The sequence below is a fragment of the Brevibacillus brevis NBRC 100599 genome (assembly GCF_000010165.1).
In the GTDB taxonomy this organism is placed as follows: Bacteria; Bacillota; Bacilli; order Brevibacillales; family Brevibacillaceae; genus Brevibacillus; species Brevibacillus brevis_D.
This window is the reverse complement of record NC_012491.1, coordinates 4,845,001-4,857,919: the sequence shown is the minus strand read 5'-3', so window position 1 is coordinate 4,857,919 and position 12,919 is coordinate 4,845,001. Positions and strand designations below refer to the sequence as shown.

Here is a 12,919-nt window from a genome sequence, read left to right as displayed (position 1 = left end):
AAACGGGCATTCGTCTATTGGGAAAAGGAAAGAGAGCCCTCCTCAGTGGAAAAGGCTCTCTCACGTCTGATTAAAACAGTTTTTTCCCCATAATATGATCGAGTGGAATCACGCCAATGACTCTACTATCATCGCTATTGTTACGATTGTCCCCCATCACAAACACATGGTTTTCTGGTATGACGATCTTGGCGTCAGGTAAGTCGACCATTTTTTCTTTTATGTACGGCTCGTTTAACGGCTGTCCATTCCGATACAGGCTCTCGTTCTTAAACTCCAACGTATCGCCAGGTTTTCCGATGACTCGTTTTACCCAGAATGTTTTGGCTTCGCTTTTCCCCATGGCAAGCATGAGTAGAGGATTTTCAAGGATGTCATCTTTTAACGTACGATCTCGGTTTACACGGCTGTCGATCACGACAATATCGTTGTACTCAGGGAGATAAGAGAATGTGTGGGACAATTTCGACACATAGATGCGTTCGTCGTTTTGCAAAGTGGGCTCCATCGATTGTCCATTCACTTTAAAAGGTTGGAGGACAAATACGTTAACCAGCATTGCGAGTGAAAGGGAGATGCCCAATGTTTTGGTCCAGCCCCATATTTCTTTTGCGCTTTTCAAATCAGACCGCATCCTTCCCCGTGAAAGATTTACTTTAGTGTGGCTACTGATTAGTACGTGAAATGGTGCTTTTGGGTTACATTAATGAAAAAGAGAAGCTAGCAAAACAGCGCCAAAATAAGATTAGAGCTTTTTAACAAAAGTAACCCGGTCATTTCCTTTTCCATCATAATTAGAAGTCACATCAATTCCATCCACGCTTTTATCTCCTTTCTCAACGACAAAACCTAGCTTCGTGTGGAAGGAGATTGAGCCTTTATTAACAGGGGAGGTAATGCATCGAATCGTATTACATCCTTTTTGTTCTACGGTTTGAAAGAAATGGTGGTATAATTCGCGTCCCCAGCCATCTTTTCGCTTGTCTGGATGTACCCCGACGAAGTGAATATAAGCTTCGCCAGGCAACGTCTGGGACAAGAAGCCGATGAGGAACGCGATGACTTCTCCCTTCTCTTCAACAATAAAGCTCGTTGACTGGAAATGGATAAAAAACAGCTTGGGTAACATATCAGACATTTGTCGCCCACCCCACCAATCGTTAAGGACGGTAATAACTTTGAGGTAGTCTTGCTCTTGTATATTTCGGATTTGCATCATGCGTGCCTCCTTATCAACATGCCTTACTGTGACAAGTCCTTCTGCTCGGGCAATTTTTCCCAGACTACAATGATTAGCGTTGCGATAGGGCCGAGGAATAAAGAGAGAAAAAACCAATTAAGACCGCTACGATTTTTTCCTTGAGCGAGTCCAGCGTTGATGAGGGCCAATGTACCCCAACCAACAACATATTGATCTTTCATTTGCGAATCAGCCTCCATTGTTGAAATATTGCTCTTATTATATAGAGTTGCTAAGAGTTTTACAAAATGTGTAAGAAAAAAGTAAAAATGGCCACTCGAAAACGAGGGCCACTGAGAGGAACTGGTTCGGGAACGGAAGGGGGTCTTGAACCATTGCATCAGGCGTTTTGATGCTCGGTTATTTATACAAAATATCATCCCGGAGTGATCCTACTTTGCCGAGAGCATCGACAATATCCTCTTCGCTGACACCAAAGTGAGCCAAGGCATCACGCAAATGCTTAACGATGGCATCAAAATGAATGGGTTGCAGATTCATCCCTTCGTGAACCTTTGCCATGGACTGTCCAGTGTATTGATTCGGACCACCGAGGGCATAGCTGATGAACTTAGTTTGGTGTCTACGTTGTTTTTCCATATCCGTGTTTTTGAAAAAGTGGTTCACGGTGTCATCAGCTAAAACTAAATCATAAAAGTAGTCCACTACTTTCGCGACCGTATCTTCCCCGCCGTATTTCTCGTAAAATGTACTCATCATTGGCCTCCTTAGGACGGTTGCTCCCCTTATATATTCCACCATGGATGGAAAGTTATTAAAGAAAAGCCCGCAAGCTGATGCCGATTGCATTTCGACGTCAGCCTGCGGACTAGATACCTGCCATGTGCGCTTTGTTTTAGCCAATTTTCCTTATTACTTTCGAATTTCCACCTGAACTGACAATGATCCATCCTTCAGGAACAGGCGAGGCTTGCATTACCTCAATCTGCGTTCCGTTAGGAGCACCATTGACATTTCTGATCACATTCGATCCTCCAAAGGCACGAACCATGACCCATCCGACTGGAATAGGTGAGGCGAGCATCACCTCTATCTCCGTACCATAAGAAGCACCGTTCACATTCTTGATGACATTCGATCCTCTAAAGGCTCGAACCATGACCCATCCGCTGGGGATAGGCGAAGCTAGCATCACCTCTACCTCCGTGCCATAAGAAGCACCGCTCACATTCCTGATCAGGTTCTGCGTTCCTAACGTTCTAACGATAACCCATCCGGCTGGAATAGGTGAGGTAAGCGACACCCAGAATTCTTCACCATACGTGGCTGCTTTTTCCTGTGGAGCGAGCGCCGCCCCTTGGACTTGTGTGGCTAGAGAGGGTACTACGACGACTGAACTTAATGACAGGATTATAAGTGCTTTTTTAAACATGGGCATCAACCTTTCCGAAATGGTTCAGTATAATTCTGAAAATGCCAATTTATTACATCTTATACAATTATCATTCTGATTACTTTAAGAGATATTGTCGAATGGTAGGCAAAGTTGACGATGGGTTAAACAGCCACTAGAAAAGCAAAAGACCCTCTCATCGGTTGAGAGGGTTGAGGTAAAGGTAGACTGTCCGCGTGCGGAGCGTAATGGAGAGCATTCTTATTTCATAAAGCTTAAAGCGACGCCAATGGAATAAGGTACAAGCCATAAAATCCATACGATCAAGCTAAATTTATGGAACTGCTTGATTTGATGTTCTTTCTTTTTCCATAGGACGACACAGGCCCACACTGTATGGAAAAACATTAAGATCAGAGCGATCAACCCAGTAATGCCATGCAAATTTAAACTGGAGTTCTCAGCAAGTAGTTTCATAAACGTAGTTCCGATCGTATCGAATGCTAAGCCAAGACCAAAAAAGATAAGGTGTTTTAACTTTAGCTCTCCTGAACGTTTTTCGCTCCATACCCCAATCGTATAGGCAATGAGAGCAAGATTTATAAAAATCACAGCTGCTACTAACACGTAAGATCATCTCCTGTTCATTTCTTTTGACTACGCTTGTAAGTGTAATCGTTGAACATGAACACAAGATGAACGACAGTGTAAATGGAGGTACCGATGCCCCTCAAATGAGGAGCACCAGTACTGCAAAGCTAGTTGTCTAGGTGCGATGGACCATCTGCATGAAACAAGTGTCTCAAGATCGCTTGACTCACTTCGGTCACTGGTTCAAAAACAAAAGCAACCAGATGTTCATGTGGCTCCAGATAGTAATTCCTGTAGCCGAGCTGAATCAACTCCCGATTGAGTCGCGCTGCATCTTCGAAACTTGCATAGAAATACAGTTGCTTGGTCATGGTAATCACCTCCTTCCGCACTAAAACGTAGCAGAAGGAGTAGAATCTCACCAACGATCATGATCTTGATTTCCAATTAGAAAAGGAAAAAACCCCTATAAAAAATAAGGGTTTCTCCTTTCACATCACCTATTCGCTCTACCGATTGTCCACTTTCTCCGGATACATATCATGATTCATCATCCGATGGCTCGCCATCTCCTCGTACTTCGTCCCCGGTTTCCCGTAGTTGCAATACGGATCGATCGAGATGCCGCCGCGCGGAGTGAACTTGCCCCATACCTCGATATAGCGCGGGTCCATCAGCTTGATCAAATCGTTCATGATAACATTGACGCAATCCTCGTGAAAATCACCGTGATTACGGAAGCTGAACAAATATAGCTTGAGCGACTTGCTCTCTACCATTTTGATATCAGGAATGTAGCTGATATAAATCGTCGCAAAGTCTGGTTGTCCGGTAATCGGGCACAGGCTGGTGAATTCCGGGCAGTTGAATTTTACGAAATAATCGCGGTACGGATGCTTGTTGTCAAAAGACTCCAATACGCTCGGATCATAGGAGTAGTTGTACGTTGTCCCTTGATTTCCCAAAAGAGTGAGGGAGGATAAATCGCGTTCTTGTTGGTGTGCCATATGAGTACAGTCCTCTTTTCTTCATGAAAGTAAAATATCGTTTAAACGCCTCGTTTATTGCCCCAGACAAGCGCATGTAGTTGGGGAAGAACCTTCGCGTCATTCATGTCAGCTGTCTCCATCGCCTGATCGATCAGCCATTCAAAGCTCTCCAAAAGCTTATCCCGAAGCGAAGGCGTATCAGCGTCAGTCAGATCGCTGTTTCCTGGCTGCAAGTAGAAGGGAACCCCTGGAAAGCGCTGATGGATGGTTCGTGCATAGGCAAAATCGGCGTCGTCGAAAACAACCACTTTCAGACTAAGTCCTGGATGCTTTTGATCCAGGAGCTCGTGCACAATTCGATCAAGCGCTTGAAAATCTGTTTGCATCCCGGAACTAGGCGGCTTAGGAGATAGCGTAATATCGTCAATCAGTGGAAGCCACGCTTGCCACTTGCTGCCTTGTGTTTCGACTGCTGTGCGAATGCCATGCTCCTTCAAAAGGGAGATTAAGTCACCGATGCCAGCCAAAAGCGCAGGATTTCCCCCGGAGATCGTGACATGAGAAAAACGGTCCCCGCCTAAGCGAGTGAGCTCCTCCCAGACAGCCTCGGGCGACATTTGCCGGATTTCATCACGGGCAGATCCATCCCACGTAAAAGCGGAGTCACACCAGTTGCAACGATAGTCACAGCCAGCGGTTCGCACAAACATCGTTTTTTGTCCGATAACCATTCCTTCGCCCTGAATGGTAGGGCCGAATATTTCCAAGACCGGGATCATTCCATCATCCACTCCCGTCTTGCCTCGGCATAGCTGGTCGGTGTCTCGAACAGGCGAACGAACTCCACCCGAGCGCCGTCGTAGCGGTCGCGGTAGGCATCTGACTGCAATTGCTTTTCCATCTCTTCGAAAATCCACACGACCATGTTTTCAGCAGTGGTATTCATCGGAGGAAGCATTTCATTCAGATAGCGATGATCCAAATAAATTTCGATGTGCTCTTTCCAGATTTGCTTGATGTCACCGAAATCGATCACGAGTCCGATCTCGTCCGGAAAGCCACTGATGCCAAAGACGACCGTGTACGTATGGCCGTGGAGGTTTTTGCACTTTCCTTCATAAGCGTGCAGATGATGGGCAGCGTCAAAAGTAAATTCCTTGCTTACCAAAACGCGTTTGTTATGGTAGCGAAGCTGTGATTTTTGAATATGGGTACCCAGTGCCTGCATGCGATCGACGATACGAAAATCAAAGTTCGCGCTCATCAGGCTTTTTCTCCAGGTTGATTTTTCTCGGAAAGATACGTGTCCAGACCGGCTTTTCGCAGGTGGCAGGCAGGGCATTCGCCGCAGCCGTCTCCTTTGATGCCGTTATAGCAGGTGAGGGTATTTTCGCGAATATAGGTGAAGGCACCCAGATCGTCCGCCAGTTTCCATGTCTGTGCTTTGTTCAGCCACATGAGCGGCGTATGAATCACAAACGGATAGTCCATCGACAAATTCAATGTCACGTTGAGTGATTTGATAAAGGCGTCACGGCAGTCGGGATAACCGCTAAAATCCGTTTCGCATACACCAGTAATCAAGTGACGTGCTCCTCGTTGCTTGGCGAAAACGCCCGCAAAGGAAAGGAACAACAAGTTGCGTCCGTCGACGAACGTGGATGGCAATTGGCCTTCTTCCTGGGTAATGTCGATATCTGTGCGGGTGAGTGCATTGGGCGCGAGCTGGTTTAACAGGCTCATGTCCAATACGGAGTTTTTGACGCCGAGTTCTGCGGCAATTTGCTGGGCGCACTCGATCTCCAGCTTGTGTCGCTGACCGTAGTCAAATGTGAGGGTTTCTACTTCGCCGAATTGCTCTTTTGCCCAAAACAGGCAGGTAGTGCTGTCCTGACCTCCGCTAAAGACAACAACGGCTTTTTCCTTTTTCATCATTGCTCTCCATCTCCTCTTAATTGAATGGGAAGAAAGAGAGTTCTTGAACTTTCCTGCAAAAAAACAATAACAATACCAAAGAAAGGTACTGTTATCCAGCTTAGTTTTTTATAGAGGGAGTTCGCGAACCTCTCCCGTGCAGATGCACGGATTTCTTATTTGTGGAACCCAAGTGGGTGCCTTGAGACATTATACAACAATCACCGCAAAAGTGGGGGGATTATCGCTTGGAAAAAGATTGACGGATGGAGGGTGCTACTGCTAGTGTTTTTTCATAATCGATCAACATGGAGTGGAGTTGGTGATTTTGATAAGAGACGTCCCTTTAGTAGAAGAGTATCGCGGTGGTATTCTGGAGAACGTACATAACGGCATCGTGTGCGGCGTGAATGAAAAAGGAGAGGTGGCTTATCGGGCAGGAGATGTGAATCATATCACCTTATTGCGTTCAGCAGCTAAGCCCTTTCAAGCCATTCCGATCGCCAAACGTAAAATTGATGAAAAATTCGGACTGAATAACGGCGAAGCAGCACTCTTTGCAGCCTCACATCGTGGAGAAGTCTATCATATAGAACGCTTGGAGTCGATTTTACAAAAGACCGGCATTCAGGAAAACGAATTGCTTACGTGCCCGACTTATCCACTCAACGAGGAGCCGAAGTTTGCTTGCTTGTCCCAAGGCAAAGAAAAGCGCAGGCTCTTTCATAACTGTGCGGGAAAGCATTTGGGGTACTTGGCGCTGTCAAAGGATCAAGGATATTCCACTCATGATTACTACAAGGCAGAGCATCCAGCGCAACAAGAGGCCTTGGAGGTGTTTGCCAGCCTTGCTGACTATCCAAAAGCGCAGGTCCAGCTAAGTGTCGACGGTTGTGGTTTCCCGGTTTTTGCATTGCCGCTCAAGAACCTGGCGATTGCTTATCTAAAGCTCGCGTGCCCGGATCTGATCGAGGATCAGAAGACGCGTGAGGCAGTAGAGAGAGTGACAGGCTGGATGACGAGCAGTCCCGAGATCATTGCCAGTCACAACTTCATCTGTACAGCCCTTTTAATGGATGAAAATATAATCGCCAAAGGCGGAGCAATGGGCGTATACGGCTTTGCTTTGAAAAAGGAGAGACTCAGCTTTTCGCTGAAGGTACTGAATGGCTCTGAACTAGTATGGCCGCTTATAATCGCGTCGATCTTGGAGCAGATTCAGTATGATAATCCGGAAACCATCGACAGACTCCATGCGCTGGCACCAAAAGCCATTAAAAACGACAATCAGCTGGTGGTCGGGGAGAAACGATCAGTTTTTGTCTTGAACAAATGCTAAAAATGGAGGCGAAGTATCATGCTAGTGGAAGTGATTGCGACTTCAGTTGAGGATGCAAAACGTGCGGAGCAGGGCGGAGCTGATAGGCTGGAGCTCATCTCGGGAATTTTGGAGGGAGGCATTACTCCGAGCTGGGGATTGATTGAGGCAGTGGTCAAGGCGGTTTCGATCCCCGTAAACGTCATGGTGCGACCGCATAGCCAATTGTTTTGCTATACAGCAGAAGAACTTTCTGTCATGCGGCAGGATGTACGTATCATCCGTGAGCTTGGGGCGGCAGGTGTCGTAATTGGCATGCTGACTCCGGAAAATAGGCTTGATCAGAGGGGGATGGAGCAGGTGCTTGGTGAATCAGGTTCATTACATGTGACATTCCACCGTGCGTTTGATAATGCCGTCGATCAAATGGAAGCAGCACGTATTCTTCTGGAATATCCCCAGGTTCGTACGATTCTAACTTCTGGGGGCAAAAAAACGGCAATCGAGGGAGCTGATTGCATCGGGCAGCTCGTCAAGCTGACAGAGAACACACAGCTTGCGATTTTGGCAGGAAGCGGATTGTCGCTAGCTAACGTGGGAGACCTCGTGAAACGTACGGGTGTCAAAGAGGTTCATTTTGGATCGGCAGTACGAGAAGAAGGACAGGCTCTCCGATACGTCGATGCAGAGCGAGTGGCAGCGATCAAACAACTACTGTAAGCATAAAACAAGCCGACACCTTACTTCTGGAGGGTAGCCGGCTTGTTGTTCATTTGCTTCCGTATCCAGTAACCGACGAGAAGAATCAACGGATACAAGAACCCTATTGTTAAATCAAAGAATGGCCAGTACGTATACGTTTCGTATAAAAAAGCTTGGTTTGGAACGATGATAATCGCGATGGCGACAAATAAGATGCAAATGGGCAAGGTGAGCGACTGATGCTCCTTTAAATGGAGAAGCTGCTTTATCCCTACACAGAAACCATACATATACAGTACGACTTTGAAATAAATGGAGACAAACCACATGAGAGCCATCATTGCTTCCTGCCTTTGAAAGAACTCTCCTACATGGACTCGTTTGGCGAGGGAGTAGCTAGGAAACGTCTCACGGGAAACCAATTCTGGGCCGAGCACTAAAAGCGATAAGAAGATGACGGCAAGCAGACAAACGCCACCGTATATCGCTCCTCGCAAAAATGCAGATGTGAGCTTTTGTTTTGCATCTAGGAGTGGAGTCATCATGAGGAAAATAACCAGCTCTGAGAAGGGAAAAGCGGTCACGGAAAATACTCCTCTTATAACGGGCTTCATGCCATTTTCCAAGAAGGGGAGAAGGTTCACGAATTGGAACTGAGGGGTTAACAAAAGAAAAAACGAAACGAACGTAAGGACAAACCAGAGGAAAAAGATTTCGCTGGTCCGTGCAAAAGCTTCAAGGCCTAAACGAACAGCGTATATGGCACAGGCAACAAGTAAAAACATGACAGCTTGGATAGGTGTTGCTTTCATAATGTGCGTAGTCATGAAATCGCCAATTGTTCGTATATAGACTGCGCCATTGATTAACACGGCCCCCATAAAGAGGATGGAAAAGACTGTCCCGAGCCAACGTCCAAATATGAGCTTGTTTTTTTCAATCAGCGTTTGTTCGGGGTAGATGCGACCGACTAGACAAAACAAGTATACGATGGCTAGCCCCAGCGCCATGCCGATCAAGCCTGATAGCCATCCATCGTGACCCGCTTCAGTCGCAGGTACAGAAGGTAAGATCAAGATGGAATCTCCTATGGTGATGAATGTTACGAGGATGACAAATTGACGGCTGCCAATTTTATCGGAGTTCTGCATGATGCCTCACCTTGTCCGTAGGTTTATCTTACGTATTATTTCCAAGTTTAGGATGGATAAACGAATGGTAAGCGGGTACGGTCTCTTGTTTGATTTGTTTTCGGAATAGTATGATAATCAGGGGACAACAAAAAACTACGAGCAACGGGAGAAGGGAAGAAAAGCTGTGGAGCTGGAAAAAAGGTTGTCGGCTATTATCGGACAAGCGGAGGGGACTTGGGGCGTCGTTGTGGAGGAACAGGGCTCAGCGAAAGAAACCCGTTTTGAACATGTACCGGACGAGCTGTTTATTGCGGAGAGCGTCATCAAAGTGCCGATCATGGCTGCCGTTTTCGCGGCAAGTGAGCAGGGGCATTTTCGTTTGGATGATCAGCTTGTTCTACGCCAAGAGGATCTGGTAGGGGGATCGGGGATTTTGTACGCGCTATCCCCAGGCTTGAGGCTCACGATTCGCGACTTGGTGACCCTCATGATTATTCAGAGCGACAATACGGCGACAAATATGCTGATTGATTTGGTAGGAAAAGATCAGATTGATCAGACCATGATTGATTTGGGAATGCACCAAAGCTGTTATTCACGCAAACTCATGATTTATCCACTCGATATCACAGAAAACAATAAGATAACCGCTGGGGATGTTGCGAGTATGCTAGGTCATTTGGCAACGGGCAGTTTTCTGTCTCAGCGTGCCTGCAAAGAGATGATCGCCATTATGAAAAAGCAGCAAGTCCGTAATGGTCTGCCGTCCCAATTGCCAAATGAGGAAGAATCCAATTATCATGGATGGGAACTGCCGTGTAAATCCGGCTGGGATACCGGCAGACAGCATGATGTAGGCTTGCTATATACGAACAATCGCTGCTTTTCGATTACGGCCTTATCCAAAGATGTAACCGCTCAATCTGCTCTGAACACACTGGGATTACTGGGAAGAGCTGTGTATGACTACGCTATTTTGGCTGTCGATAATTAGATCGGCAGCTTTTTTAATTGTTGATGGACAGAACTTGTTTGGAAACCTTATCGATCTCTTGCAATTCCGACGAGGTCAAAGAAAAGCGCATAGCTTTGACATTTTCCTCCGCATGATGGACCTTGGACGCGCCTGGAATCGCAAAGACCGTTTCGCCATGAGCGTGAATCAACCAGTTCAAGGCAATTTGTGTAGCGGATGCATCGTATTTACGTGCAAGCTCCTCCAAGACTGTGATGAGCGGCTGGGACTTTTTTAGCCCGGTGGAACGAAAGGGTGATGTCCATTTTCGGGGTCCTGTAATGGACTGAACAAGGGCTGGATTTTTATGAAACTTCCCGCTTAGAATCCCTTGCTCAAGCGGAGAATAGGCGATAATGGCAATGCCCAACTCTTTTGCCGTATCCAGAATCCCGTTTTGTTCGATTCTCCTGTCCAGCAGGCTGTATTTCATTTGATTGGAGATGAGACGCAGGCCATGCTCGCGCAATACGCGATCGGCTTCTCGCATGTTTTTGGCGGAAAAATTACTGACGCCTACGTTCTGTATCTTGCCTTGCTTGACGAGCTTGGCCATTTCATTCATTTCGCTTGCAACAGATGACAAGGAGTAGGGCTGGTGGACTTGATGCAAATGGATGGTGCGGTTGTCGAGTAAACGAATGCGCTCGTCGATTGTGTTCCCGATGCTTTTGGCGGTGCGAAATACAGGCCACCATTTTGTCGCAATATGAGCAGAATCAGCTAGTGTCCCAGCGTCTTTAAGGGCTTTTGCCAGCATCTGTTCTGATTGACCTTTGCCGTATACTTCTGCGGTATCAAACCAGTTAATGCCCCCATGCAAACTCGTCTGCACAATTTTTAAAACATCGTCAGGTCCAATGACAGGCCAAAACTTCCCCACCATTCCGTGTCCATTGCTAAACTGCCAGCAGCCGAGACCTAGTGGAGAAAGCATCAGGTCTGAGCTCCCCAATTTACGCAAGACAGACGTTTCGAGTGCTCCCAAGCCACTTCACCTACTCCCGTTCTCTTATTGATTTAAGATGCTTTCTTCCAATACAGCATACTTGTCGCCGTACTCCTTAATGATATGCTTTTCGCCCCATAAGCAGAGCGAATCGAGAATACTTTTCAAGGTCCAGCCGTACTCGCTGAGCTCATACTCCACTTTGGGCGGAACTTGATTGTAAATGATCCGGCAGATGATACCATCCTCTTCCAGTTCTCTAAGTTGCTGTGTCAGCATCTTCTGCGTAATGCCCGGCATCAGTCGTTTCAACTCACTTGTACGTTTTTTTCCGTGAGTCAGGTGACACAAAATAACGCATTTCCATTTACCGCCGATGACCTCAAGTGTAGCTTCCACTGAAATGTTATACTTCTTTTTCACTGTTGATTTCCTCCTAAACGATAGGTACTTATTAGTGCCTATCACACAAAAAAGTGCGTACTTTTTCTTTTCGTTAGTTTATCTCATAATAACACTTGTCAAACGACATGAAGCACATTAGGTGACTGGAAACAGTCATACTAACATAGAGTACAAGGATGGAGGAGACAAGTTATGCCAAAACATTTGCAAGATACAACTACACTGTACAACGGAGTAAAAATGCCTTGGATGGGTCTGGGTGTTTTTAAAGTAGAGGAAGGTCAGGAGCTTGAGCTAGCTGTAAAAAACGCAATCAAGCATGGCTACCGCAGTATCGACACAGCCGCTATTTATAACAATGAAGAGGGTGTTGGCCGTGGAATCCGTGCAGGTTTGCAGGAAGCGGGCATTACTCGGGAAGATCTTTTTGTTACCTCTAAAGTATGGAATGCGGATTTAGGGTATGAGTCAACGTTGCAAGCATATGAAACGAGCCTGAAAAAACTCGGGCTGGAATACTTGGACTTGTACCTCATTCACTGGCCGGTAGAAGGAAAGTTCAAAGAAGCATGGAGAGCATTGGAGACGCTGTACAAAAAAGGATTGGTAAAAGCGATCGGGGTGAGCAATTTCCACGTTCATCATTTAGAAGAGCTGCTTAAAGACGCTGAAATTAAGCCGATGGTCAACCAAGTGGAATTCCATCCGCGCTTGTCCCAAGATGAACTGCGTGCCTACTGCAAGGAGCAAGGGATTCAATTTGAAGCATGGTCTCCGCTTATGCAAGGTCAGCTATTGGACAATCCAGTACTAAAAGGAATTGCAGAAAAACACGGGAAGTCCATTGCCCAAGTCATTATACGCTGGGATTTGCAAAATGGCGTCGTAACCATTCCAAAGTCGACCAAAGAGCATCGAATCGTCGAGAATGCATCCGTATTTGATTTCGAACTATCGAAAGAAGACATGGAAATGATTCATTCCCTGAATCAAAATCACCGTGTTGGTCCAGACCCAGATAATTTTGATTTTTAATAGCTGACAGCAAACAAAAAACTCCTGATGATTTCAGGAGTTTTTTTGCGTTGAGGAAAAAGGAATAGGAATCAAATGACTTCTGGCAACTGAATTTCGTCCATCGTTACCACACATTCAAATTGATTGGGCGAGTCGTGGTGAACATGCTCCTTGAAAATACCCATTTTCACGAAAAAGCGCAGGCTGGTGTAAACGGTTGAGAGTGTGATGTTTGGCATCTCGTTTTTCAAAGCGTGATAAATGTCTTTGGCTGTATAGAATTTCCGAGTAG

At 46.2% G+C, this 12,919-nt stretch carries 19 protein-coding genes and 1 riboswitch (1 of these 20 cut by a window edge); of the genes, 4 read left to right on the top strand and 15 right to left on the bottom strand.

Annotated elements, in window-relative coordinates:
- Positions 1 to 70 precede the first annotated feature (70 nt).
- The 11 genes from lepB to queC all read right to left on the bottom strand — a co-directional run bounded on the left by lepB (position 71) and on the right by queC (position 6,106).
- The gene (gene lepB, locus BBR47_RS23025; RefSeq protein ID WP_015892831.1) at positions 71 to 634 is read right to left on the bottom strand and encodes a signal peptidase I; all 564 of its coding nucleotides are present in this window, start codon (positions 632 to 634) and stop codon (positions 71 to 73) included.
- Positions 635 to 745: 111 nt separating this feature from the next.
- Positions 746 to 1,216, bottom strand: a complete 471-nt coding sequence (locus BBR47_RS23020) for a GNAT family N-acetyltransferase (RefSeq protein ID WP_015892830.1) — start codon at positions 1,214 to 1,216, stop codon at positions 746 to 748.
- Positions 1,217 to 1,242: 26 nt separating this feature from the next.
- On the bottom strand, positions 1,243 to 1,422 hold the full coding sequence (locus tag BBR47_RS23015) for a hypothetical protein (RefSeq protein ID WP_015892829.1): 180 nt from the start codon (positions 1,420 to 1,422) through the stop codon (positions 1,243 to 1,245).
- A 178-nt stretch (positions 1,423 to 1,600) separates the two neighbouring features.
- Positions 1,601 to 1,957, bottom strand: coding sequence for a group I truncated hemoglobin (locus BBR47_RS23010; protein ID WP_015892828.1), 357 nt, complete (start codon positions 1,955 to 1,957; stop codon positions 1,601 to 1,603).
- 139 nt (positions 1,958 to 2,096) lie between these two features.
- Positions 2,097 to 2,633, bottom strand: coding sequence for a hypothetical protein (locus BBR47_RS23005; RefSeq protein ID WP_041749595.1), 537 nt, complete (start codon positions 2,631 to 2,633; stop codon positions 2,097 to 2,099).
- Positions 2,634 to 2,855: 222 nt separating this feature from the next.
- On the bottom strand, positions 2,856 to 3,221 hold the full coding sequence (locus tag BBR47_RS23000; protein WP_015892826.1) for an HsmA family protein: 366 nt from the start codon (positions 3,219 to 3,221) through the stop codon (positions 2,856 to 2,858).
- Positions 3,222 to 3,352: 131 nt separating this feature from the next.
- Positions 3,353 to 3,556 carry a hypothetical protein gene (locus BBR47_RS22995; RefSeq protein WP_041749594.1) on the bottom strand — a complete coding sequence of 68 codons (204 nt, stop codon included), beginning with the start codon at positions 3,554 to 3,556 and terminating at the stop codon, positions 3,353 to 3,355.
- A 138-nt stretch (positions 3,557 to 3,694) separates the two neighbouring features.
- The gene (queF, locus tag BBR47_RS22990; protein WP_007729714.1) at positions 3,695 to 4,192 is read right to left on the bottom strand and encodes a preQ(1) synthase; all 498 of its coding nucleotides are present in this window, start codon (positions 4,190 to 4,192) and stop codon (positions 3,695 to 3,697) included.
- Between the two features lie 41 nt (positions 4,193 to 4,233).
- Positions 4,234 to 4,953 carry a 7-carboxy-7-deazaguanine synthase QueE gene (gene queE / locus BBR47_RS22985; RefSeq protein ID WP_015892824.1) on the bottom strand — a complete coding sequence of 240 codons (720 nt, stop codon included), beginning with the start codon at positions 4,951 to 4,953 and terminating at the stop codon, positions 4,234 to 4,236.
- Positions 4,950 to 5,438, bottom strand: a complete 489-nt coding sequence (gene queD, locus BBR47_RS22980) for a 6-carboxytetrahydropterin synthase QueD (protein ID WP_015892823.1) — start codon at positions 5,436 to 5,438, stop codon at positions 4,950 to 4,952. The genes queE and queD overlap by 4 nt, the downstream gene beginning before the upstream one ends.
- A complete protein-coding gene (gene queC, locus BBR47_RS22975) occupies positions 5,438 to 6,106 on the bottom strand; it encodes a 7-cyano-7-deazaguanine synthase QueC (protein ID WP_026134122.1) in 669 nt (222 codons plus the stop codon). The genes queD and queC overlap by 1 nt, the downstream gene beginning before the upstream one ends.
- A 97-nt stretch (positions 6,107 to 6,203) precedes the next feature.
- Positions 6,204 to 6,247, bottom strand: a riboswitch (PreQ1 riboswitch).
- Between the two features lie 154 nt (positions 6,248 to 6,401).
- On the opposite strand from queC, the gene BBR47_RS22970 reads away from it, so the two are divergent.
- The gene (locus tag BBR47_RS22970; RefSeq protein WP_015892821.1) at positions 6,402 to 7,427 is read left to right on the top strand and encodes an asparaginase; all 1,026 of its coding nucleotides are present in this window, start codon (positions 6,402 to 6,404) and stop codon (positions 7,425 to 7,427) included.
- 18 nt (positions 7,428 to 7,445) lie between these two features.
- Positions 7,446 to 8,126, top strand: a complete 681-nt coding sequence (locus BBR47_RS22965; RefSeq protein ID WP_015892820.1) for a copper homeostasis protein CutC — start codon at positions 7,446 to 7,448, stop codon at positions 8,124 to 8,126.
- 20 nt (positions 8,127 to 8,146) lie between these two features.
- On the opposite strand, the gene BBR47_RS22960 is transcribed toward BBR47_RS22965, so the two are convergent.
- Positions 8,147 to 9,259 carry a GerAB/ArcD/ProY family transporter gene (locus BBR47_RS22960; protein WP_015892819.1) on the bottom strand — a complete coding sequence of 371 codons (1,113 nt, stop codon included), beginning with the start codon at positions 9,257 to 9,259 and terminating at the stop codon, positions 8,147 to 8,149.
- A gap of 166 nt (positions 9,260 to 9,425) precedes the next feature.
- On the opposite strand from BBR47_RS22960, the gene BBR47_RS22955 reads away from it, so the two are divergent.
- Positions 9,426 to 10,235, top strand: a complete 810-nt coding sequence (locus tag BBR47_RS22955; protein ID WP_015892818.1) for a serine hydrolase — start codon at positions 9,426 to 9,428, stop codon at positions 10,233 to 10,235.
- Positions 10,236 to 10,248: 13 nt separating this feature from the next.
- Here BBR47_RS22955 and BBR47_RS22950 read toward each other — a convergent pair whose 3' ends face one another.
- Both BBR47_RS22950 and BBR47_RS22945 read right to left on the bottom strand, forming a co-directional pair.
- Positions 10,249 to 11,193 carry an aldo/keto reductase gene (locus tag BBR47_RS22950; RefSeq protein WP_015892817.1) on the bottom strand — a complete coding sequence of 315 codons (945 nt, stop codon included), beginning with the start codon at positions 11,191 to 11,193 and terminating at the stop codon, positions 10,249 to 10,251.
- 75 nt (positions 11,194 to 11,268) lie between these two features.
- A complete protein-coding gene (locus BBR47_RS22945) occupies positions 11,269 to 11,628 on the bottom strand; it encodes a winged helix-turn-helix transcriptional regulator (protein ID WP_015892816.1) in 360 nt (119 codons plus the stop codon).
- 174 nt (positions 11,629 to 11,802) lie between these two features.
- On the opposite strand from BBR47_RS22945, the gene BBR47_RS22940 reads away from it, so the two are divergent.
- Positions 11,803 to 12,645 carry an aldo/keto reductase gene (locus tag BBR47_RS22940; protein ID WP_015892815.1) on the top strand — a complete coding sequence of 281 codons (843 nt, stop codon included), beginning with the start codon at positions 11,803 to 11,805 and terminating at the stop codon, positions 12,643 to 12,645.
- A gap of 71 nt (positions 12,646 to 12,716) precedes the next feature.
- Here BBR47_RS22940 and BBR47_RS22935 read toward each other — a convergent pair whose 3' ends face one another.
- On the bottom strand, positions 12,717 to 12,919 hold the 3' portion of the coding sequence (locus BBR47_RS22935; RefSeq protein ID WP_015892814.1) for a Fur family transcriptional regulator. Its footprint extends 94 nt past the window's final position; only the last 203 of its 297 coding nucleotides appear in the window; the start codon falls outside the window, past its right edge; its stop codon occupies positions 12,717 to 12,719.

Bases quoted from the DNA above. Each gene is read 5' to 3' on its own strand.
- queC (WP_026134122.1), bottom strand. From the start codon at position 6,106: ATGAAAAAGGAAAAAGCCGTTGTTGTCTTTAGCGGAGGTCAGGACAGC.
- queD (WP_015892823.1), bottom strand. From the start codon at position 5,438: ATGAGCGCGAACTTTGATTTTCGTATCGTCGATCGCATGCAGGCACTG.
- queE (WP_015892824.1), bottom strand. From the start codon at position 4,953: ATGATCCCGGTCTTGGAAATATTCGGCCCTACCATTCAGGGCGAAGGA.
- BBR47_RS23010 (WP_015892828.1), bottom strand. From the start codon at position 1,957: ATGAGTACATTTTACGAGAAATACGGCGGGGAAGATACGGTCGCGAAA.
- BBR47_RS22960 (WP_015892819.1), bottom strand. From the start codon at position 9,259: ATGCAGAACTCCGATAAAATTGGCAGCCGTCAATTTGTCATCCTCGTA.
- BBR47_RS22940 (WP_015892815.1), top strand. From the start codon at position 11,803: ATGCCAAAACATTTGCAAGATACAACTACACTGTACAACGGAGTAAAA.
- queF (WP_007729714.1), bottom strand. From the start codon at position 4,192: ATGGCACACCAACAAGAACGCGATTTATCCTCCCTCACTCTTTTGGGA.
- BBR47_RS23020 (WP_015892830.1), bottom strand. From the start codon at position 1,216: ATGCAAATCCGAAATATACAAGAGCAAGACTACCTCAAAGTTATTACC.
- BBR47_RS22965 (WP_015892820.1), top strand. From the start codon at position 7,446: ATGCTAGTGGAAGTGATTGCGACTTCAGTTGAGGATGCAAAACGTGCG.
- BBR47_RS23015 (WP_015892829.1), bottom strand. From the start codon at position 1,422: ATGAAAGATCAATATGTTGTTGGTTGGGGTACATTGGCCCTCATCAAC.
- BBR47_RS22995 (WP_041749594.1), bottom strand. From the start codon at position 3,556: ATGACCAAGCAACTGTATTTCTATGCAAGTTTCGAAGATGCAGCGCGA.
- lepB (WP_015892831.1), bottom strand. From the start codon at position 634: ATGCGGTCTGATTTGAAAAGCGCAAAAGAAATATGGGGCTGGACCAAA.
- BBR47_RS23005 (WP_041749595.1), bottom strand. From the start codon at position 2,633: ATGTTTAAAAAAGCACTTATAATCCTGTCATTAAGTTCAGTCGTCGTA.
- BBR47_RS22950 (WP_015892817.1), bottom strand. From the start codon at position 11,193: ATGCTTTCTCCACTAGGTCTCGGCTGCTGGCAGTTTAGCAATGGACAC.